Raw genomic sequence first — 20769 nt, forward strand, 5'->3', positions numbered from 1 at the left:
TTTGGGAGGACTGACCATGAACATTCGAGCGGTTGCCAGCACCGAGGCGAGCCGGATTTCCGAAATCATCGATCACTGTCGCCACTTGGAAGGGCCGATGTTGCCTATCCTGCATCAGGTGCAGGAGGAGTTCGGCTATATTCCCGAAAGTGCCAAGCAGTTGATCGCCTCCGCGCTCAACCTCTCGCGGGCGGAAGTGCATGGTGTCATCACCTTCTATCACGATTTTCGCGATCATCCTGCTGGACGCCACACCTTGAAGCTCTGTCGCGCCGAAGCCTGTCAGTCGATGGGTGGCGACAGGCTCGCCGAACGCGCGAAAGCAAGGCTCGGGCTCGATTGGCACGAGACCGCACCGGACGGCTCGGTCACGCTGGAGCCCGTCTTCTGTCTTGGCCTCTGCGCTTCCGCTCCGGCGGCAATGCTGGATGGCGAGCTTTACGGTCGCGTGGACGAGCACTGTCTGAACGACATCGTGGCGGAGGTCAGCAAATGACCATCACCGTCTTCGTTCCCCGCGATGCGGCAGCACTTGCCGTGGGTGCCGACAAGGTGGCAGCGGCCATTGAGCGCGAGGCCGCCTCCCGCGGACATGATGTCCACATCATCCGCAACGGCTCTCGCGGAATGCTCTGGCTGGAAGTGCTGGTTGAGGTGCGCACCGACGCGGGGCGTGTCGCCTACGGACCGGTCAGGGCGTCGGATGTCCCGTCGCTTTTCGATGCGGGCTTTCTGAATGGCGGCCGGCATCCGCTCGGTCACGGCCTAACGCAGGATATCCCTGTCCTCAAGGGCCAGACACGCCTCACCTTTTCCCGCTGTGGCGTCACCGATCCGCTGTCGCTCGATGACTACCGCCAGTATCAGGGCCTGACCGGCTTGGAAAAGGCAATCAAGATGGCACCTGCGGATATCGTCCGGCAGGTAACGGACAGCGGCCTTCGCGGCCGCGGCGGTGCGGGCTTCCCGACGGGCATCAAATGGAAGACAGTTGCCGACGCTTCCGCCGACCAGAAATACATCGTCTGCAACGCCGATGAAGGCGATAGCGGCACCTTCGCTGACCGTATGATCATGGAAGGCGATCCCTTTGTCCTGATCGAGGGCATGGCGATCGCCGCAATCGCGGTCGGTGCGACCAAGGGCTACATCTACACCCGTTCTGAATATCCGCACGCGATCGCCATTATGGACAAGGCAATCAAGATCGCCCGCGCTGCTGGCATCCTCGGCCCTTCAGTGATGGGCTCGGCTTATGCCTTCGACATGGAAGTGCGCATGGGTGCAGGCGCCTATGTCTGCGGCGAGGAGACCTCTCTACTCAACAGCCTGGAAGGCAAGCGCGGTATCGTTCGCGCCAAGCCGCCGCTTCCCGCGCTTCAGGGCCTGTTCGGCAAGCCGACCGTCGTCAACAACGTCATGTCGCTGGCCTCCATTCCGGTGATTATGGATCGCGGCGCGCAGTTCTATCGTGATTATGGCGTCGGTCGGTCCAATGGCACGATCCCGATTCAACTTGCCGGCAACCTGAAGCATGGCGGCCTGTACGAAACCGCATTCGGCATGACGCTCGGCCAACTCGTCAACGAGATCGGCGGCGGCACCATTTCCGGTCGCGCGGTCAAGGCGGTGCAGGTGGGCGGCCCACTCGGCGCTTATTTCCCGCCATCGCTCTTCGACACTGTCTTCGACTATGAGGCCTTCACTGTCGCTGGTGGCCTGATCGGTCACGCGGGCATTGTCGTTTTCGACGACACCGTCGACATGCTGAAGCAGGCGCGGTTTGCGATGGAATTCTGCGCGGTCGAGAGCTGTGGCAAGTGCACCCCCTGCCGCATCGGTTCGACACGCGGCGTCGAAACCGCCGACAAGATTGCCCTCGGCATCGAGCCCGAGAAGAACCGCCAACTCCTGGCAGATCTGTGCAACACTATGAAGTTCGGCTCGCTCTGCGCGCTGGGCGGCTTCACCCCCTATCCGGTGATGAGCGCGATGACGCACTTCCCGGAGGATTTCGCACCCACCCCACTTGTTGAAGCGGCGGAGTGATACCATGACCCTTGTTCACGAAATCGATTACGGCACCCCGGCTTCCAAATCCACGGACCTGGTAACCCTGACCATTGATGGTCGCGAAATCACCGTCCCTGCGGGCACCTCCATCATGCGCGCCTCCATGGAAGCGGGTATTCAGGTTCCGAAGCTTTGCGCCACCGATATGGTCGACGCATTCGGCTCCTGCCGCCTCTGTCTGGTGGAGGTGGAGGGCCGAAACGGCACCCCCGCCTCCTGCACCACGCCGGTTGCTCCAGGCCTCGTCGTCCACACACAGACGGACCGGTTGAAGCAAATCCGAAAAGGGGTGATGGAACTCTACATCTCCGACCACCCGCTCGACTGCCTGACTTGCGCGGCCAATGGCGATTGTGAATTGCAGCACATGGCGGGCGCAGTTGGGCTCCGCGATGTACGCTACGGCTATGAGGGCGACAACCACGTCAAGGCGCGCTCGACTGATGGCGGCATCAACGTGCAGTGGATGCCGAAGGACGAGTCCAACCCCTACTTCACCTATGATCCATCGAAGTGCATCGTCTGCTCACGTTGCGTCCGCGCCTGCGAGGACGTCCAAGGAACCTTCGCGCTGACCATCGAAGGCCGTGGCTTTGACAGCCGCGTGTCCCCCGGTGCGCATGAAGCTTTCCTCGATTCCGAATGTGTCTCCTGTGGCGCCTGCGTTCAGGCCTGCCCTACGGCGACCTTGACGGAAAAGTCAGTGATCGCCATCGGTCAGCCCGAACACTCCGTCGTGACCACCTGCGCCTATTGCGGCGTCGGCTGTTCCTTCAAGGCTGAGATGCGCGGCGAAGAGTTGGTTCGCATGGTTCCTTGGAAGGATGGCCAGGCCAATCGCGGTCATTCCTGCGTCAAGGGTCGCTTCGCCTATGGCTACGCCAGCCACAAGGACCGCATTCTCAATCCGATGATCCGCGAGAAGATCACCGACCCCTGGCGGGAGGTGACGTGGGAAGAGGCTTACTCCCATGTGGCGTCCGAGTTTCATCGTATCCAGGCACAATATGGCCGTGAGTCAATCGGCGGCATCACCTCCTCGCGCTGCACGAATGAGGAAACCTACCTCGTTCAGAAGCTGATCCGCGCTGGCTTCGGCAACAACAATGTCGATACCTGCGCCCGCGTCTGCCATTCACCGACAGGCTATGGCCTAGGCCAGGCCTTCGGCACGTCCGCCGGTACGCAGAATTTCGACAGCGTCGAGCATTCCGATGTCGTGCTTGTCATTGGCGCCAACCCCACGGACGGCCACCCGGTCTTCGGTTCACGCCTCAAGAAGCGGCTGCGCCAGGGCGCCAAGCTCATCGTCATCGATCCGCGCCGCATTGATCTGGTGCGGACACCACATGTGGAAGCGGCTTTCCATCTGCCGCTGAAGCCCGGCACGAATGTCGCGGTGCTGACCGCACTTGCACATGTCATCGTCACCGAAGGGCTTTTCAACGAAGCCTTCATTCGCGAACGTTGCGACTGGTCCGAATTCGAGGATTGGGCGGCCTTTGTTTCCGAGGAACAGCACAGCCCGGAAGAGACGGAAAAGTTCACCGGCGTTCCGGCAGCGGAACTCCGCGGTGCTGCGCGTCTCTATGCCCGCGGCGGCAATGGCGCGATCTATTACGGTCTTGGCGTCACCGAACACAGCCAAGGCTCGACGACCGTCATGGCAATCGCCAACCTCGCCATGGCGACCGGCAATATCGGTCGTCCGGGCGTTGGCGTGAACCCATTGCGGGGGCAGAACAATGTGCAGGGCTCCTGTGACATGGGTTCGTTCCCGCACGAACTGCCGGGCTATCGTCACATCTCCGATGACGCCACGCGCGAGACCTTCGAGAAGCTTTGGGGCGTGACGCTCAACAACGAGCCGGGCTTGCGTATTCCCAACATGCTGGATGCCGCTGTCGAAGGCTCGTTCAAGGGCATTTACATTCAGGGCGAAGACATTCTGCAGTCCGACCCCGATACCAAGCATGTGTCTGCCGGCCTCGCTGCAATGGAATGCGTTGTGGTGCACGATCTCTTCCTCAATGAGACGGCAAACTATGCGCATGTCTTCCTGCCGGGCTCGACCTTCCTGGAAAAAGACGGCACTTTCACCAATGCCGAACGCCGCATCAACCGCGTGCGCAAGGTGATGAGCCCGAAAAATGGCTATGCCGATTGGGAGGTGACCCAGAAACTTGCTCAGGCGATGGGGCTCGATTGGAACTACACTCATCCATCGCAGATCATGGATGAGATCGCGGCAACGACGCCGAGCTTCGCCAGCGTATCTTACGACTATCTTGAGAAGCACGGCTCGGTTCAGTGGCCTTGCAACGAGAAATTCCCGCAAGGTTCGCCGATCATGCATGTCGACGGTTTCGTCCGTGGCAAGGGCAAGTTCATCCGCACCGAATATGTGGCGACCGACGAGCGCACTGGCTCCCGCTTCCCACTGCTGCTGACGACAGGTCGTATCCTGTCTCAGTACAATGTTGGCGCGCAGACGCGACGGACGGAAAACGTCGTCTGGCACGAGGAGGACCGGCTGGAAATCCATCCGCACGACGCCGAACAGCGTGGCATCAAGGAGGGTGACTGGATCAAGCTTGCCAGCCGCTCGGGCGACACGACGCTTAGGGCGCTGATCACCGATCGGGTTTCGCCGGGCGTGGTCTACACGACGTTCCACCATCCGGACACGCAGGCCAATGTCATCACCACGGACTTCTCGGACTGGGCGACCAATTGCCCGGAATACAAAGTCACGGCCGTTCAGGTCTCGCCGTCCAACGGTCCAACGGAATGGCAGGAGGATTACGAAGAATTTTCCCGCCAGTCGCGCCGAATCGTGGCGAAACTCGACGCGGCGGAATAGGATCGGAGGATGCAGCAGAAACCGAGCCGAACGATCGACGAATGGCGCTTCCGACAGGGGCGAATGGAGACAGGTCACCGCATCGTTCCGGAGGAAGTGCCGGTCGCCTTTTCCTATGGCGGCTCCACCCATGCGGTGATGATGGCAACGCCGACAGACCTCATCGACTTCGCCTATGGTTTTTCGCTGGCGGAGGAAATCGTGACGTCGGCGGAGGATATCCTCGAGGTCGATTTGGTTGAAGCCGGTCGGGGGATCGACGTGCAGATCACGCTGAAAGACTCCACGGCCAATGCGCTGGTGGCGCGCCGGCGGCGCATGGCGGGGCCGGTCGGCTGTGGTCTCTGCGGCATCGAATCGATCGAGCAGGCAACCCGCACCGTTGCGAAGGTGAAGGAGCCATCCGCTCGCCTGATGCCCCGGCAGATCAGCGAAGCCATCCGCCTGCTTGGTGAAGGGCAAAGCCTGAACCGCGAAACGAGGGCAGTCCATGGTGCCGGCTTCTACCGGCCGGACAGCGGCATCGTCGCGGTGCGAGAAGATGTCGGGCGGCACAATGCCTTGGACAAGCTTGCCGGAGCGATCCTTCGCTCCGGGCGACCGGCAGCCGATGGGGTCGTGGTCCTCACCAGCCGCCTCTCCGTTGAAATGGTGCAGAAAACGGCGCTTCTGGGATGCCCCGTTCTCGTTGCGATTTCGGCACCGACGGCGCTTGCCATCGAGACGGCGGAAGAAGCAGGCATCAGCCTGATCGGAATTGCGCGCGGTGATGAATTCGAAGTTTTTACCAGACCGGACCGCCTGGCCTCCGGGGAGAACAGTCATGTCGCTTAGTCATACTGATGAAAAGCTTGTCCGCATGGCGAACCAGATTGCCACATTCTTTACCTCCCAGCCACAGGACGTGCAGGTGGATGGTGTGGCGACCCACATCAACAAGTTCTGGGAACCGCGCATGCGGCGGCGCTTTTTTGAGATGATCGACAATGATGCAGACGGCTTCCTGCCGCTCGTCATTGCCGCCTCGGCTAAGATCAAACGTCCTGACGACCCTACGACGCAGGCAGTCGGCCTTGGATCGGATGCCGCAAGAGGTGCTCCGGGAGGCAAAGGTCCGATCGCCGGGGAGTCTCTGTCGGAACCCAGTGTTCCTTCTTGAGCGGCGTGATCTTCCGCTCATGGCGTGCCTCGTTTGGCACACCCCAACGCGATGAGATCGAAACATCTTTTCGGAAGACCGGTCAACGATCGGCCGGGCCTTCCATTCTTCTCCTCGATGCCCGCTCATCGCGTATGAGTGGATGTACTCGAAGTTATCATGACATTCCAAGAGGGAGGTATTGTCGATGGCAGTTGCAGGCGTAAGCGGAGGAGGCATGGCGGGGGCCGGTCTTCTTGATCGAGAGCGAATTATCGCCAAGCCCGGTTTCAATCGCTGGCTGGTTCCACCAGCGGCACTAGCAATCCATCTGTGCATCGGCATGGCCTACGGCTTCAGCGTGTTCTGGCTCCCGCTGTCCAAAGCCCTTCCGGCAACCGATCCAAGCTGCTCGAGCCTGACTCTCGTCGGCGCTCTCTTCACCACCGCCTGCAATTGGCGCGTCGCTGACCTTGGATGGATCTATACGCTCTTCTTCGTTCTCCTCGGCTGCTCGGCTGCGATCTGGGGCGGCTGGCTGGAGCGGGTCGGCCCGCGCAAAGCCGGCTTCGTCTCCGCCTGCTGCTGGTGCGGCGGCATTCTGGTCGCAGCCCTTGGCGTCTTGACCCATCAGTTGTGGTTGATGTGGCTCGGTGCTGGCGTGATTGGCGGCGTGGGTCTTGGCCTCGGTTACATCTCTCCCGTCTCAACGCTGATCAAGTGGTTCCCCGACCGGCGCGGCATGGCGACCGGCATGGCGATCATGGGTTTCGGCGGTGGCGCGATGATTGGTGCACCGCTTGCCAACCTGCTGATGGGCTATTTCAAGACCGATGCCACGGTCGGCGTCTGGCAGACCTTCGTCGTCATGGCGCTGATCTATTTCGTCTTCATGATGGCAGGTGCCTTCGGTTATCGTATTCCCCCGGCTGGCTGGCGCCCTGAAGGCTGGACGCCACCTGCGGCCAAAAGTGCGATGATCACCACCCGGCATGTGCATTTGCGTGACGCGCACAAAACCAAGCAGTTCTGGTTGATCTGGGCGGTTCTCTGCCTCAACGTTTCCGCCGGCATCGGTGTCATCGGCATGGCCTCGCCGATGCTGCAGGAAATCTTCGCTGGCTCTTTGATCGGTCAGCCAGGCGTTGCCTTTGCCGATCTCGATGCCGCGCAAAAGGCGCAGATCGCCGCCATCGCCGCAGGCTTTACCGGGCTTCTGTCACTGTTCAACATTGGCGGCCGCTTCTTCTGGGCCTCCATGTCCGACAAGATCGGCAGAAAGAACACATACTTCTGCTTCTTCATTCTCGGCATCATTCTTTATGCGCTGGCACCGACACTCGCTCTGATGGGCTCCAAGGCTCTCTTCGTCCTCGCCTTCGGCATCATCCTGTCCATGTATGGCGGCGGTTTCGCCACTATTCCGGCCTATCTTGCCGACATCTTCGGCACGCAGTTCGTCGGCGCCATCCACGGTCGTCTGCTGACGGCCTGGGCAACGGCTGGCATCGTTGGTCCGGTCGTGGTCAACTATATCCGTGAGGCGCAGATCGCCGCCGGTGTGGCACCCGGTCCGGCACTCTACACCAGCACGATGTATATTCTCGCGGGTATGCTGGCGCTTGGCCTCATCGCCAACGCCTTCGTCAAACCACTCTCCGACAAGTGGTTCATGTCGGATGAGGAAGTCGCCTCGCTCCAGGCCAAGACCGCTGCCGCCAATGCCGGCCCGACTGGTTCCTTCGGCATCGGCAAGGGCGGTTTCGATGGCAAGGCCGCTCTCGCCTGGGCCGCTGTCGGCCTTCCGCTCCTGTGGGGCGTTTGGGTGACGCTGAAGAGTAGCTTCGCGCTCTTTGGATAAATTTGCCGAAGGTCGTCAAAAACAATCAAGAGCCGGCGCAAGTCGGCTCTTTTTGTTGGCGAAGCCCAACGCCGATCTAAAGATAGGTCGCGATGTGGGATTCGATCGGCAGATAGGGCGTCTCGAAGAGCTCTTCGCGCTCGAAGCGGCTGCCGGTTTTAGAGAAACGGGTCATCACGCAGCGACCATCTTCCAGAATAATCGGCGCAATCATCATGCCGCCGGACACGATTTGCTCGGTGAAGAAGCGCGGCATGGCGGAAAAGGCAGCGGTGGATACAATACGGTCGAAGGTGCCCTCGCCGACGAGACCGTTGGAGCCATCGGCCTGACGGATCACCACATTGCGGATACTGAGATCATCCATTCGGTTCTGCGCCGCTTGAACAAGCGTCTTGTAGCGCTCGACCGAGAGCACGCGCTCGGCTCTCCTCCCAAGCACGGCTGTCATGAAGCCGCTGCCGGTGCCGATCTCAAGCACACGCTGGCCGGGCTTGACCTGAAGGCGGGCGATAATCTTGACTGCCATGTCGGCGCCCTCCATGAAGGCTCCGCAGTCGATAGGGATCGTGCGGCTGGAATAAGCGTCCGCCGCAAGCGGTGCCGGTACGAAGAGAGAGCGCGGTGTTTGCTCGACCGCAGTCAGAAGATCGAGATCGGAAATGCCTTCAGCCCGCAGCCTCAAGACGAGAGCGGCAAAGCCTTCTTTCTCCACCATGGGGGATTTCAATCGTTCACTCCGAATCCAAGTGCCTTGGCGATCCGATCCTTGACCGAGTAGTCGGTGAGGTCAAGCTTGAGCGGCGTCACCGAAATCTTGTTGTGCTTGACCGCATGGATGTCAGTCCCATCCATGAAAGTACCGAGACGCTCGCCGAAGCGCAGCCAGTAGTAAGGAAGACCGCGGCCATCCTGACGCTGCTCGACTGTCAGCCCGAAGTCGAGCTTGCCCTGCCCCGTAACGGACACGCCCTGCACGTCTTTCGGTGCGCAATTGGGAAAGTTGAGATTGAGAAATGTGCCATCCGGCAGGTCGATCTCGCTCAACTTGCGAATAAGATCCGGCGCATAGGTTTCGGCCACCTCCCAGGGAACGACCCGCTCGGCATGGCCCGTATAGGCGAAGGCTTGACTGAGCGCGAAGGAGCGCACGCCCTGCAGCGTGCCTTCGATAGCGCCAGCAATCGTGCCGGAATAGGTCACGTCATCGGCCATGTTGGCACCGGAATTGACACCCGAGAGCACAAGATCCGGCTTTCCGGGCAGGACCTCTCGAATGCCCATAATGACGCAATCGGTCGGCGTGCCGCGCAACGCGTAGTGCTTGTCGGAAATTTTGCGCAGACGAAGCGGCTCGGAAAGAGTCAGCGAGTGTGCAAGACCGCTCTGGTCCGTCTCCGGCGCGACGATCCAGACATCGTCGGAGAGCGTGCGGGCGATGCGTTCAAGCGCAGCCAGCCCTTCGGCATGAATGCCATCATCATTTGTCAGCAAAATCCGCATGATCGTCTCCCTATCGCTCCATTCTACAGCGCATAGCGCCCGTCTCTGCTCAACCGGATGCCTGGCTGGACAAATGCTCTCCTCCCGGGCAGAGCTGACTTGCTCCCGCGCCGCAGACGCAGGAGCAGATATCCACGGCTCAGGCTGCCTTTTCGATCCGCTTCAAGCCACCCATGTAAGGCAGCAAGACGTCGGGAATGGTCACCGAGCCATCGTCGTTGAGATAGTTTTCCAGAACTGCAATCAGGCAACGTCCGACGGCAGTGCCCGAACCGTTCAGCGTGTGAACGAATTTCGTGGCCTTCTCGCCCTTGCCGCGATAGCGCGCATCCATGCGCCGTGCCTGGAAATCGCCGCAGACGGAGCAGGACGAGATTTCTCGGTAAGTGTTCTGGCCTGGAAGCCAGACTTCGAGGTCATAGGTCTTGCGCGCGCCAAAGCCCATGTCTCCCGTGCAGAGCGTCATGGTGCGGAAATGCAGACCGAGGCGCTTCAGCACCTCTTCTGCGCAGGCCGTCATGCGCTCATGCTCGGCAATGGAGCTTTCCGCGTCGGTGATCGAGACAAGTTCGCATTTCCAGAACTGGTGCTGGCGCAACATGCCGCGTGTATCGCGACCGGCAGAGCCTGCTTCCGAACGGAAAGAAGGAGTCAGCGCCGTGAAACGAAGCGGCAGCTTCTCCTGCTCGAGGATTTCTCCACTCACCAGATTGGTGAGCGTCACTTCTGCCGTCGGGATCAGATATCGTCCATCCGTCGTCTTGAACAGATCTTCTTCGAACTTCGGAAGATTGCCCGTGCCATACAGCGTTTCGGCGCGCACCATCAGCGGCGAGGACACTTCCGTATAGCCGTGCTCGCTGGTGTGCAGGTCAATCATGAACTGGCCGAGCGCGCGTTCCAACCGGGCGATCTGGCTGGTCAGCACCGTGAAGCGCGAACCGGACAGCTTGGCGGCGCGATCGAAATCCATGTAACCGAGCGCTTCGCCGATTTCGAAATGCTCCTTGGCTTCGTGGTTCCAGCCAGGCTTCTGGCCGACGACACGGGTCACGACATTATCGTTCTCATCCTTGCCGACCGGCACATCGTCCAGCGGAATATTGGGAATGCGCGACAGGGCATCGTTAAGCTGGCTGGTAACCTGACGGTCCTCCTCCTCCAGCTTCGGCATACTGTCCTTGATGTCCGCAACCTCGGCCTTCAGCTTCTCCGCCAGCTCAGCATTCTTCTGCGCCATCGCTGCACCGATTTCCTTGGAGGCGGTGTTTCGGCGGGACTGCATGTCCTGGAGGGTCTGGATCACGGAGCGGCGCTTCTCGTCGAGCGCAATCAGGCTCGCGGACTGAGGTTCGGCTCCGCGCTTGGCCAGCGCCGCATCGAAAGCTTCAGGGTTTTCGCGTATCCATTTAATATCGTGCATCGTGGTTCCAGACCGTGGTTTTACGTCTTTGCTTGTTGAAAAACAAAACGCCGGGACAAATGACCCGGCGTCTGAAGAAAGAATTCAAGAAGCCGTCACGCCTCTTCGGGACCGTCAAGCTCCCGGCCAGCGTTTTCGGCAGCGCGCTTCTTCTCCACGAGTCGAGCCATATAGATGGAAACCTCGTAGAGAAGGATCGCTGGCAAGGCAAGACCGATCTGGGACATCGGATCGGGTGGCGTCAGAACGGCCGCCACGATGAAGGCAGCCACGATCGCGAATTTGCGTTTCTCTCTCAACCAGTCGCTGGTCAGCAATCCGACACGCGCCAGAAGCGTGGTCACGACCGGCAGCTGAAACACGAGCCCGAAAGACAGAACCAGCGTCATGATCAGGCTGAGATATTCCGACACTTTCGGCATCAGAGAGATTGCCACCTCGCCGTTTTCCGGCAACTGCTGCATGGCGAGGAAGAACCACATGACCATGGGCGTAAAGAAGAAATAGACGAGCGCGCCGCCGAGCAGAAACAGCAGGGGCGATGCGATCAGGAATGGCAGGAAGGCAGCGCGCTCATTCTTGTAGAGACCTGGCGCAACGAATTTGTAGAGCTGCGACGCCACCACAGGAAAGGAGATGACCATGGCGCCGAACATGGCAACCTTGATCTGCGTAAAGAAGAATTCCTGGGGGGCCGTATAGATCAGCGAGGATTTGGCGACGTCCAGTCCCGCCCAGATCACCGCCCATTTGTAGGGGATGACGAGAAGGTTGAACAAGTGCTTGGCCATGGCGAAGCAGGCCAGAAAGGCCACGAAAAATGCCCCGAGCGACCAGATCAGCCGCGTGCGCAGTTCCATGAGGTGTTCGATAAGCGGCTGCGGCTTATCCTCGATATCCTCACTCATGCTTCATCCTTCTTGGCCTTGGCCGTTCTTGCTCTCTTTGCAGGCTCAGCAGCAACGGTGACATCGGGCTTGTTGCGCGCCACCTTTGGCTTAGGCGCTCCGGCCAATGCGACTGTCTTGTCCGCGGCCTTTGCTGACCTCTGTTTTGCAGCTTTGGCCGCGACGTCTGTCAGCGCAGGGGAAATTGCAGGCTCAGCCTCCATTTCAGTGACGGACGAAACCTTAGGCTTCTTCGCATCGGCCTTGGCCGAGATCGTACGCGGCGCGCGTTTCGGCTTTGCGGCCACCGCCTCGGCTTCCACTTCCTGCGTGGTTTTCACGGCAGGCTTGCGGCTGCGCTTCGGCTTCTCGGCAACCTGTTCTGCGACCGGCGTTGCTTGCGCAACAACCGGCGCCGGAGCCGCCGGGGCGGCAACGATCGGTGCAGGTGTCAAAGCAGGCGGCGGCGCGTAGGGCAACTTCATCTCCGGCTCGGACAGGCTGACATCCGGCGCATCGACGGGGGCGCTGGTTGCCGGTCTAGTGGGCGTTGCTGCCTTTTGCAGATCGGAGCGGATATCATTACCAAGCTGACGCAGCGGGTTCATCGCATCGCGCAGGGAGTTGGTCGGGTTGAGATTGCGGACATCGGCGATCGTCTGGCGCACGTCGTCCATGTCGGCCTCTTTCATGGCCTCATCGAATTGCGCGCGAAAATCACCCGCCATCTTGCGGAAGCCGGCCATCGTCTTGCCGAAGGCACGGATCATGGGCGGCAAGTCTTTCGGGCCAACAACCACGATCAATACGATCGCAATCACCAGCAGCTCGCTCCAGCCGATATCAAACATCAAAAAGCTCCCGACACGCGCAACAACGCGCCATGATCCTCAAGGCCCGAAGACCAGGGTGAAGACGGTCTCGCCCCACCCCGGATCAATTACTTGATCTCGTCAGCCTTGTGATCGACCGTCTTGGCATTGACATTGGTGTCGGCAGGCGGCGGCGTAGCGTCGTCGTCGGACATGCCCTTCTTGAAGCTCTTGATGCCCTTGGCAACATCGCCCATCAATTCGGGAATCTTGCCCCGGCCGAACAGAACCAGCACGATCACCAGAACGATCAGCCAGTGCCAAACACTAAAAGAACCCATCACGCAAACTCCCTGAATTTTGCTTTGAACCGATGTAAGCCGTTTGAATGGCTTTTTCAAACAACAAAATGGCTATTCAACAAAGTAAGCGGATCGCAATTGCTGTGATACAGCAGCACATCGACACATCTGCGTGATCGCTATGCTGTTGCAACAAAATCAATCATCTGCATCGCCACCGCGGGGTGCGAGCAGTCCAAGTTCCTCTAGATCGAGCTGCGTGATCGGGTCCTCGTCCTCGGTCAATTCGTCGCTCATCGATGGCACGGGAATGCCAAAATTCGGCGGAATGCGGCCAGACAGCAACCCCGCCCCCTTGAGTTCATCGAGGCCCGGCAGGTCGCGCAACTCCTCAAGTCCGAAGTGATCCAGAAACTCGACCGTCGTTCCCATGGTCACCGGCCGTCCAGGGGTACGGCGACGGCCTCGAAAGCGCACCCATCCTGCCTCCATCAGCACATCCAGCGTGCCTCGTGAAGTCTGAACACCGCGTATGTCCTCGATCTCAGCGCGCGTGACAGGCTGGTGATAGGCGATGATAGCCAAGACTTCCAAGGCGGCACGGGAGAGCTTCTTCGGTTCCTTTTCGTCGACATGGATGACAAAGGAAAGATCGCCCGCCGTGCGGAAGGCCCAGTTGCCGCCCACCTGCACCAGATTGACGCCGCGTGTCGCGTAGACTTGCTTCAGCCGGTTCATCAAAGGCGGGACATCGATACCACGCGGGATGCGTTCAGCAATGAACGCTTCCGATACAGGCTGCGCCGAGGCAAAGACCAGCGCCTCGGCAATACGCTCTGCCTCAATTTCGAGGCGCTGCGCCACGGTGGCGACCCCGCCCTCCGCGACGTCATCGGCAACGTCGTCCTGCATATCCACATCATTCGACATCATCGGCCCTTTCAGAACGGTCCCGCGCTCTACCCGAGCCTTTGCGCATGAAAATCGGCTGGAACGCTCCGTCCTGACGAATCTCCAGCGAGCCTTCGCGGACCAGTTCCAGCGACGCTGCAAAGGCACTGGCAATGGCAGTCGCGCGCATCGAAGGATCAGGAACATATTGCAGGAGATACCGGTCGAGCTCCGTCCATTCGCCGATCTCACCCAGTATCGAGGTGAGCAATTCACGGGCCTCCACCAGCGACCAGACCTGGCGTTTCTCGATCGTCACCTGCGTGATCGCCTGGCGCTGGCGAAGCGTCGCATAGGCGCTCAGCAGGTCGTAAAGGCTAGCCTCGAATGCGGAGCGACTACGATGGGGAATATGCTCCGGCGCACCACGGGCGAAGATATCGCGGCCGAGCTGATTGCGGTTCACCAGCCTCTCGGCGGCGTCGCGCATGGCTTCCAGACGTTTGAGCCGGAAGGCCAAGGTCGCGGCCATTTCCTCGCCTGTCGGGCCATCATCCTTGCTCTGTTGCGGGATCAGCAACTTGGATTTGAGAAAGGCCAGCCAAGCGGCCATGACCAGATAATCGGCGGCGAGCTCGATACGAACCCGGCGCGCGGTTTCGACGAATTGTAGGTATTGTTCCGCCAGCGCCAGAACCGAAATTCGGGACAAATCGACCTTCTGGACGCGGGCGAGATGCAGCAACAGATCGAGCGGGCCTTCGAAGCCCGCCACGTCGATCATCAATGCCGCCTCGCCCGTCGCACGCTCCGGCATCACATCCTGCCAGAGCTTGTCCATCGGCGTGCTGCCGCGTGATTTCTCTGCTGCCATCGTCTCGTCAGCCGGACCTTTCGCTGGCGCTCTGCCCGGCGACCGGATCAGGCAACCGCCAGCATGGCGTTGAATTCGTCTCTCAAACGCGCCTCGTCGGCACCGTCTGCAGCGGGGAATCCCTCTTCGACGGCCTTGGCGCGCTCCAGTGACCGGCCGGAAAGAACAGGAACTTCCCTCACGACCTCAAGCATTTCACTCATCACACCGTTGCAATGCAAGACTATATCGCAACCGCCCGCAACAATATTGGCGGCGCGTTCTCCGAGCGTCCCCTTCAAGGCATTCATCGAACTATCATCTGACATCAGCAGCCCGTCGAAACCGATACGGCCACGAATGATCTCGTCGATCACTTTGCGGGACGTCGTGGCTGGACGCTCAGGATCGATCGCATTGAAAACAAGATGCGCGCTCATACCCATCAGTTCCTTGTTCAACGCACGAAACGGCACGAAATCATGGGCATCAAGGTCATCCAGCGGAACATCCACCACCGGTAGTTCATGATGCGAATCCACCATTCCACGTCCATGGCCTGGAATATGCTTCATCACCGGTAGCATTCCACCGGCCTTCAGGCCATCAGCGGCCGCCTGCCCCATTTCCGAAACCAGCTTCGGGTCAAAGCCGTAAGCGCGGTTGCCAATGACGTTGCTCGCGCCTTCGACCGGCACATCCAGAACGGGCAGGCAATCCACGTTGATGCCGAACCGCATGAGATCGAAGGCGTGCAGGCGAGACATCAGCCAGGCCGCCCGCAGACCCTGCTCTCGGTCGCGCAGATAGATCGCGCCCAACGCCTGCGCGTTCGGGTAGGACTGAAGGATCGGCGGGCGGATCCGCTGAACGCGCCCGCCCTCCTGATCGATCAGGACCGGCGCATTCGGGCGACCGACCGCATCGCGCATGGAAGCCACAAGATCGGTGATCTGCTGAGCCTCACCAATATTACGGCCGAAGAGAATGAAACCCCAGGGCTGCTCCGCCTTGTAGAGGGCAATCTCTTCTTGTGTCAGCGCCAAGCCGCTACAGCCGAGGATCATAGCTTTCGATTCAGTCATGGACTTGGTCCTTTGGGGTATGTCGGATGCAACGCGCTACCGTCTATAAAAAAAGCCGGGACGGTGAGACCATCCCGGCTTTCCTGTTTAACTGTTCAGATCAGCGGGCGATGAGGCAGCTGCCGCCGGCAGAGCGGAAACGTTCGCACAATGCCGCCGCCTCGTTCTTGTCGCCAGCGGGAATACGAACACGGTAGAACGTGCCCTTCCCGGCGATTTCCGCAGCCTTAATGTCCACACCGCGGCCACCAATGACAGAGCCGAACTTGGCCGACATGTTCTGATAGGACTTCTGCGCTTCCGCCTGACTCGGCAGAGATGCGATCTGGATGTAGTAGCCACCCGAAGACGGCGTGCTGGTTGCAGCTGCAGTCGCGGCAGCCGGAGCCGACGCCGTCTGCTGAGCCGGTGCGGCCGGGCGAACATTGCCCTGATTGGTCACGGTAGCGACGACATTAGCTGGCTGGCTCGACGGACGGGCCGCTGGAAGCGGTGCCGCCGTCTGGGTCGGCTGCGCCGCGGCGGGTGCCGTGCGAGCCGCCGTCTGCGATGCTTGCGCAGGCTCAGGCGTTACTGGAACGCGGGACGTCGCGAGCACAGATGGGGCCTTTTCCGTCGTTGCAGGCGCCGCCAGTTCCTCGACCTTATCCTGCGTCGGCGTTCCCGCTGCAGGCGCTGGCGCTTCCTGCGTGACAAGCGTGCCATCGGGCTTGACGATCATGGTGCGCACCTTACGAGGCGAAACATTGACGCCAGATTGACCGTTATGGTCAGCCGCCTGTGCATTCTCTCCACGAGAAAGCAGACGCGGATCTTCCGTCTCACCAACCGGTGTGGATGTCGCGCCCTGCATCTGGTCGGCTTCGTCTTCCATCGGAAGCTGCTCAGGGATCAGCGTGCGCTGCACGACATCGACAGGCTCTTCGTTAGTGGAAATCAGCGATGGCTGTTTGGGATCGGACGGTGCGGCACCGGCAACGCGGTCATAAACTGCCTTGTCCTGGTTCGGTACGACGCGACCACCGGGGTTTTCCGGCACGACCTTCGTCGGTTCACTGTCGGCGGAGATAATCACCGGCGCGCCATTCGATCCCATGTGGGAAGAACCACCACCGATCAGCGCATAGGTGCCGCCGCCGACCAGCAGAAGACCAACAGCCGCTGCCATTGGAACGAACCAGCGGCGTGCACCGCCTTCGCGCTCATCATCGGCATAGCGAACCTGCTGCTCTGGAGCGGCATCGTCGCGCGTCTGCGAACCGAAGCGGCCTTCTGCCGCTTCCTGCATGCTGCGGCGGAAGTCCTGTTCCAGCGCACGCTCGAACTCGTCCACCTCTTCCTGTGTCGGCTGAGGCTGCGCCTGACGGGGCGCTGCATTCTTTTGACGATCAAGTCCGCCTGAAGCGGGTGACGAAAAGAGCGAGGCGAGCTCGGTGTCGAGATCGAGATCTTCTTCCTGGCGGCGTGCAACCGGCTTCGGCTCGAAAACGCCAACCGGCAGTTCTGGAACATCCAACTCGGTGATGGCTTCGGGCGCATCCTCCGTCTCGCCGATCTGGCTTGGGTCGAAAGGCAGGCTCTCGAGAGACGCTTGGGGCGCAACCGGCGCCGGAGCTGCCGGGCGACGTTCTTCATAGCGCGCACGCTCGACGACAGGCTGAGGCTGTGGCTGCGGGCGGGGAGCGACAGAAGCCACAGCGGCAATCGGTGCCGGGGCTGGCTTCGGCTGCACGACCGGTGCCGACTTTGCAACCGGCGCAGGCTGAGTGACGGGTGCAGGTGCTACATCAATGTTGGCGATCTCGGAGAGGTCGATATCAAAATCGATATCTTCGAGAGCCAGCTCGAAGTCGGAGTCGTTAAAAGCATCGAAGTCATCTGCAGCTGAGGGAGCGGCAACCGGGGCCGGAGTCGGAGCCGCAGCGCGAGGCGCTGGCGCAACCGGTGCCGATACACGCGGGGCTGGGGTCACAGGAGCAGCAGCGACCGGAGCGGAAGCGGCAGGAACCGAGACGATCGGCTGTGGTGCGACTGGTCTTGGCGCAGCAACCGGCGTTTCGAACACAGGCTCTGCGCGAACGGGTGCAGGCGCCGGCTTGGAGGGCTGCACCTTGCTGACGGGCTCGACCGCTGGCAGGACCGGGGCGGCCGTTACGACGGGTTCCATTCTCGCGACTGGAGCAGCAGCATCGACGCTCTTGTTGCTGATCTCATAGCGCGCAACGTCATAGATGAGCTCATCCATGGCGGACATCTTCTGCCCTGCGAGCACGTTGGCGCTCGATTGCAGGGCGACAGGCGCCGCGGCTTCGACCGCGGGGATCGCCACTGGAGCAGGCTGCGGCTGAGCCTTCGGAGCGACAGGCGTCGCACGCGTCGTGCCGAAATTGGCAAGCGGCAACCGCAGGCTGGAGAAATCGAGGGAGGACTTGCGCAGAGACGGTGCATTCGGCTGCAGAGACGCCGGTGCTTCATCGGCAACCGACATTTCCAGTTCGCTGGCGAGATCGATCGCGGTCTCGCCGGATGTCTCGGCCATCCGTTCCCAATCCGGCTGCTGGACAGGGGCTGGCTGCGGCGGAGTAACCGGCTGCTGCATCTGGACCGGCTGTTCGTAAGCGCGGGGCTCCGGCACCGGAGCGGCCGGGATAGAAGCCGTGGCAACAGCTTCTGGTACAGCGGCTGGGGAAGGTTCGTACTGCTCTGGGGCCTGATCGCGATGATTGACATCAAACACGGCAGCGACCGAATGCGGATCGTCGCTGAAATCGTCTCTCAGATCGGCACGCGGCGTTGGCGCAGCGTGCTCGGCCACCAGATACTCTTCACGGCTCGCAGGGACCTGCTGTGCAACCGTCTCAAGCTCAGGCTCGCGGCGCGAGAATACCGATTCCACCCGCTGCATGAACTCATTGACCGGAACGGACGCACGAACGTCGTTGGCGGGATCGAGTGCGATAGGCTCGTGGCGCGGCGCGTCATAGACGGCGAACTCGCGCAACAGCTCATCTTCGAGGTTGAATTCCGGCTCCCGGCGCGTGGCAGGCGACGCAGCGTTCTGCGCAGCCGGGGGAGCAACGTGGGGAGGACGATCCTCTTGCGCGACGAGTTGCGCCAATTGAGCCAGGGGATCGTTGTCAGCGAATTCCTGCGACCGAGAGTCTCGGTTATACGCGACATTTTTTTCGACCATTACGTGTTCCACCATCTACGCATCACAGCACTTGCCAGCGTATTGTGAGCAAATAATGGTGAGGGATGTCATCGCATCTCGTCAGGCGCGTCCGCTCCCAAAAGCGTCAATCCGGACTTCAGCACATTTGCGACAGCACTCACCAGCCCTAGTCTGGCAACGCTCAATTCTCGGTTTTTATCGTTAACAAAACGTAATTCCGGCTGATCTTTACCTTTGTTCCAGTGTCCGTGGAAGGAACTGGCCAAATCATAGAGGTAAAAAGCCAAGCGATGCGGCTCATGATTCTGTGCCGCAGACTCGATCAGACGCGGATATTCCGCCAGTTTCGCGATCAGCTGCAACTCATTGACATCGTTAATCAAAACCGATCCGGACGAGAGAGTGGAGGCATCCACATCCAGCTCCGGAAACGCCTCATGCGCCTGCCGGAACACCGACTTGCAACGGGCATGAGCATATTGCACATAAAATACGGGATTGTCTTTAGATTGCTCGGTCACCTTGGCGAAATCGAAGTCCAGTGGCTCCGAATTCTTCCGGTAGAGCATCATGAATCGCACCGGATCGCGTCCGACCTCGTCGACGACGTCCCGCAATGTGACAAAATCACCTGAGCGTTTCGACATCTTGACCGGTTCGCCATCACGGAAAAGTTTGACCAGCTGGCACAAAAGCACGGTCAGTTTAGCTTTGCCTTCCGAGACGGCGCGCGCAACGGCCTCCAGACGCTTGACGTAACCGCCATGGTCGGCGCCAAGAACATAGATCATCTCGGAGAAGCCACGATCGTACTTGTCCTTGAAATAAGCGACGTCAGCCGCAAAATAGGTATATGTGCCGTCCGACTTCATCAGGGGACGGTCCATATCGTCACCGACTTCAGTCGAGCGGAAAAGCGTCTGCTCGCGGTCTTCCCAATCTTCGGAAACCTCGCCCTTTGGTGGCGGCAGCGTGCCCTTGTAGACGTGACCCTTGAAGGTGAGGTCGTTGATAGCGGACAGAATCGGACCGGCATTGCCAGCGTGCAGGGCGCGCTCGGAGTAGAACACATCATGCTTGACGTTCAATGCCGCGAGATCCTCACGGATCATCGCCATCATCGCATCGATTGCCTTGTCCTTGACGATCGGCAACCACTGCTCTTCCGGCATAGCGCGCAGCTTGATGCCGAATTCATCGGCCAGCGCCTGACCGACAGGAACGAGATAGTCGCCCGGATAAAGGCCAGGAGGAATGGTGCCGACATCTTCACCCAGCGCTTCGCGATAACGCAGGAACACGGACTTCGCCAGCACGTCGATCTGCGAACCGGCATCGTTGATGTAGTATTCCTTGGTCACGTCGTATCCGGCAAAGGCCAGCACATTCGCAAGCGTATCGCCAACGACGGCGCCACGGCAGTGTCCGACATGCATCGGACCTGTGGGATTGGCGGACACATATTCGACGTTGATCTTCTTGCCGGTACCAACCGAGGACCGGCCAAAATCCAGACCTTGCGAAATCATTCCGGCCAGAAGACGTTGCCAGTAGCCGACGGAGACGCGGATGTTGATAAAACCGGGGCCTGCGACATTGACGCTATCGACGTCCGCATCCTGCTCAAGGGCTGGAACGATGAGCTCAGCCAGCGCCCGCGGATTGGTCCCGAGCGGCTTTGCCAGCACCATTGCGGCGTTGGTTGCGACGTCGCCATGGCTTGGATCGCGCGGCGATTCCACGGTGATACGGCCAAAATCGACAGCATCGCGATTGGCTTTGACGAGATCGATCGTCTCGAGAGGCTTTTTTGATTCGTGCGTCAAAATCGGCAAAAAGGTTCATGGTCATCTACCTGCGCGAAGGGCTTTCAGTCATCCGGATATCGGCTTCGCAGTTGCGC

16 protein-coding genes and 1 pseudogene are annotated in these 20769 nt (G+C 60.2%); 6 read left to right on the forward strand and 11 right to left on the reverse strand.

The window, feature by feature from the left end:
* Positions 1-16 precede the first annotated feature (16 nt).
* The 6 genes from QE408_RS01725 to QE408_RS01750 all read left to right on the forward strand — a co-directional run bounded on the left by QE408_RS01725 (position 17) and on the right by QE408_RS01750 (position 7935).
* Positions 17-496, forward strand: a complete 480-nt coding sequence (locus QE408_RS01725; protein WP_306928021.1) for a formate dehydrogenase subunit gamma — start codon at positions 17-19, stop codon at positions 494-496.
* Positions 493-2049, forward strand: coding sequence for a formate dehydrogenase beta subunit (locus QE408_RS01730; RefSeq protein WP_306928023.1), 1557 nt, complete (start codon positions 493-495; stop codon positions 2047-2049). Before QE408_RS01725 ends, QE408_RS01730 begins: the two co-directional genes overlap by 4 nt.
* Before the next feature lie 4 nt (positions 2050-2053).
* On the forward strand, positions 2054-4936 hold the full coding sequence (fdhF, locus tag QE408_RS01735) for a formate dehydrogenase subunit alpha (protein ID WP_306928024.1): 2883 nt from the start codon (positions 2054-2056) through the stop codon (positions 4934-4936).
* A 9-nt stretch (positions 4937-4945) separates the two neighbouring features.
* Complete coding sequence (gene fdhD, locus QE408_RS01740; RefSeq protein ID WP_306928026.1) at positions 4946-5770, forward strand: formate dehydrogenase accessory sulfurtransferase FdhD; 825 nt, start codon at positions 4946-4948, stop codon at positions 5768-5770.
* Positions 5760-6095, forward strand: coding sequence for a formate dehydrogenase subunit delta (locus QE408_RS01745; RefSeq protein WP_306928028.1), 336 nt, complete (start codon positions 5760-5762; stop codon positions 6093-6095). The genes fdhD and QE408_RS01745 overlap by 11 nt, the downstream gene beginning before the upstream one ends.
* A gap of 187 nt (positions 6096-6282) precedes the next feature.
* Positions 6283-7935 (forward strand): OFA family MFS transporter, encoded by a 1653-nt coding sequence (locus tag QE408_RS01750; RefSeq protein WP_306928031.1) that lies wholly within the window; start codon positions 6283-6285, stop codon positions 7933-7935.
* Between the two features lie 76 nt (positions 7936-8011).
* Here QE408_RS01750 and QE408_RS01755 read toward each other — a convergent pair whose 3' ends face one another.
* The 11 genes and pseudogenes from QE408_RS01755 to argS all read right to left on the reverse strand — a co-directional run bounded on the left by QE408_RS01755 (position 8012) and on the right by argS (position 20711).
* The gene (locus QE408_RS01755) at positions 8012-8665 is read right to left on the reverse strand and encodes a protein-L-isoaspartate(D-aspartate) O-methyltransferase (RefSeq protein WP_306928033.1); all 654 of its coding nucleotides are present in this window, start codon (positions 8663-8665) and stop codon (positions 8012-8014) included.
* The gene (gene surE / locus QE408_RS01760) at positions 8662-9438 is read right to left on the reverse strand and encodes a 5'/3'-nucleotidase SurE (protein ID WP_306928034.1); all 777 of its coding nucleotides are present in this window, start codon (positions 9436-9438) and stop codon (positions 8662-8664) included. The genes QE408_RS01755 and surE overlap by 4 nt, the downstream gene beginning before the upstream one ends.
* Positions 9439-9577: 139 nt before the next feature.
* Positions 9578-10861, reverse strand: coding sequence for a serine--tRNA ligase (gene serS / locus QE408_RS01765; RefSeq protein ID WP_306928036.1), 1284 nt, complete (start codon positions 10859-10861; stop codon positions 9578-9580).
* Positions 10862-10956: 95 nt separating this feature from the next.
* Positions 10957-11769, reverse strand: coding sequence for a twin-arginine translocase subunit TatC (gene tatC / locus QE408_RS01770; RefSeq protein WP_306928037.1), 813 nt, complete (start codon positions 11767-11769; stop codon positions 10957-10959).
* Positions 11766-12599 carry a Sec-independent protein translocase protein TatB gene (tatB, locus tag QE408_RS01775; protein ID WP_306928038.1) on the reverse strand — a complete coding sequence of 278 codons (834 nt, stop codon included), beginning with the start codon at positions 12597-12599 and terminating at the stop codon, positions 11766-11768. Before tatB ends, tatC begins: the two co-directional genes overlap by 4 nt.
* Positions 12600-12688: 89 nt before the next feature.
* A complete protein-coding gene (locus QE408_RS01780) occupies positions 12689-12901 on the reverse strand; it encodes a twin-arginine translocase TatA/TatE family subunit (protein ID WP_306928039.1) in 213 nt (70 codons plus the stop codon).
* Positions 12902-13060: 159 nt separating this feature from the next.
* Positions 13061-13795 carry an SMC-Scp complex subunit ScpB gene (gene scpB, locus QE408_RS01785; protein WP_373465477.1) on the reverse strand — a complete coding sequence of 245 codons (735 nt, stop codon included), beginning with the start codon at positions 13793-13795 and terminating at the stop codon, positions 13061-13063.
* Positions 13782-14627 (reverse strand): segregation and condensation protein A, encoded by an 846-nt coding sequence (locus QE408_RS01790; protein ID WP_306928040.1) that lies wholly within the window; start codon positions 14625-14627, stop codon positions 13782-13784. Before QE408_RS01790 ends, scpB begins: the two co-directional genes overlap by 14 nt.
* 47 nt (positions 14628-14674) lie before the next feature.
* Positions 14675-15691, reverse strand: a complete 1017-nt coding sequence (gene nagZ / locus QE408_RS01795; RefSeq protein ID WP_306928041.1) for a beta-N-acetylhexosaminidase — start codon at positions 15689-15691, stop codon at positions 14675-14677.
* A gap of 100 nt (positions 15692-15791) precedes the next feature.
* Positions 15792-18884: an SPOR domain-containing protein gene (locus QE408_RS01800; RefSeq protein ID WP_306928042.1), complete on the reverse strand. Its 3093-nt coding sequence runs from the start codon at positions 18882-18884 to the stop codon at positions 15792-15794.
* A gap of 68 nt (positions 18885-18952) precedes the next feature.
* Positions 18953-20711: pseudogene (gene argS, locus QE408_RS01805) on the reverse strand (arginine--tRNA ligase).
* Positions 20712-20769 lie beyond the last annotated feature (58 nt).

Source organism: Agrobacterium larrymoorei, from assembly GCF_030819275.1.
In the GTDB taxonomy this organism is placed as follows: domain Bacteria; phylum Pseudomonadota; class Alphaproteobacteria; order Rhizobiales; family Rhizobiaceae; genus Agrobacterium; species Agrobacterium larrymoorei_B.

What these genes read in the sequence shown, in the direction of transcription:
- nagZ (WP_306928041.1), bottom strand. Translation starts at nt 15,691, where the DNA reads ATGACTGAATCGAAAGCTATGATCCTCGGCTGTAGCGGCTTGGCGCTG.
- scpB (WP_373465477.1), bottom strand. Translation starts at nt 13,795, where the DNA reads ATGATGTCGAATGATGTGGATATGCAGGACGACGTTGCCGATGACGTC.
- QE408_RS01750 (WP_306928031.1), top strand. Translation starts at nt 6,283, where the DNA reads ATGGCAGTTGCAGGCGTAAGCGGAGGAGGCATGGCGGGGGCCGGTCTT.
- QE408_RS01780 (WP_306928039.1), bottom strand. Translation starts at nt 12,901, where the DNA reads ATGGGTTCTTTTAGTGTTTGGCACTGGCTGATCGTTCTGGTGATCGTG.
- QE408_RS01730 (WP_306928023.1), top strand. Translation starts at nt 493, where the DNA reads ATGACCATCACCGTCTTCGTTCCCCGCGATGCGGCAGCACTTGCCGTG.
- surE (WP_306928034.1), bottom strand. Translation starts at nt 9,438, where the DNA reads ATGCGGATTTTGCTGACAAATGATGATGGCATTCATGCCGAAGGGCTG.
- QE408_RS01725 (WP_306928021.1), top strand. Translation starts at nt 17, where the DNA reads ATGAACATTCGAGCGGTTGCCAGCACCGAGGCGAGCCGGATTTCCGAA.
- tatC (WP_306928037.1), bottom strand. Translation starts at nt 11,769, where the DNA reads ATGAGTGAGGATATCGAGGATAAGCCGCAGCCGCTTATCGAACACCTC.
- tatB (WP_306928038.1), bottom strand. Translation starts at nt 12,599, where the DNA reads ATGTTTGATATCGGCTGGAGCGAGCTGCTGGTGATTGCGATCGTATTG.
- fdhF (WP_306928024.1), top strand. Translation starts at nt 2,054, where the DNA reads ATGACCCTTGTTCACGAAATCGATTACGGCACCCCGGCTTCCAAATCC.
- QE408_RS01800 (WP_306928042.1), bottom strand. Translation starts at nt 18,884, where the DNA reads ATGGTCGAAAAAAATGTCGCGTATAACCGAGACTCTCGGTCGCAGGAA.
- QE408_RS01745 (WP_306928028.1), top strand. Translation starts at nt 5,760, where the DNA reads ATGTCGCTTAGTCATACTGATGAAAAGCTTGTCCGCATGGCGAACCAG.
- QE408_RS01790 (WP_306928040.1), bottom strand. Translation starts at nt 14,627, where the DNA reads ATGGCAGCAGAGAAATCACGCGGCAGCACGCCGATGGACAAGCTCTGG.
- fdhD (WP_306928026.1), top strand. Translation starts at nt 4,946, where the DNA reads ATGCAGCAGAAACCGAGCCGAACGATCGACGAATGGCGCTTCCGACAG.
- serS (WP_306928036.1), bottom strand. Translation starts at nt 10,861, where the DNA reads ATGCACGATATTAAATGGATACGCGAAAACCCTGAAGCTTTCGATGCG.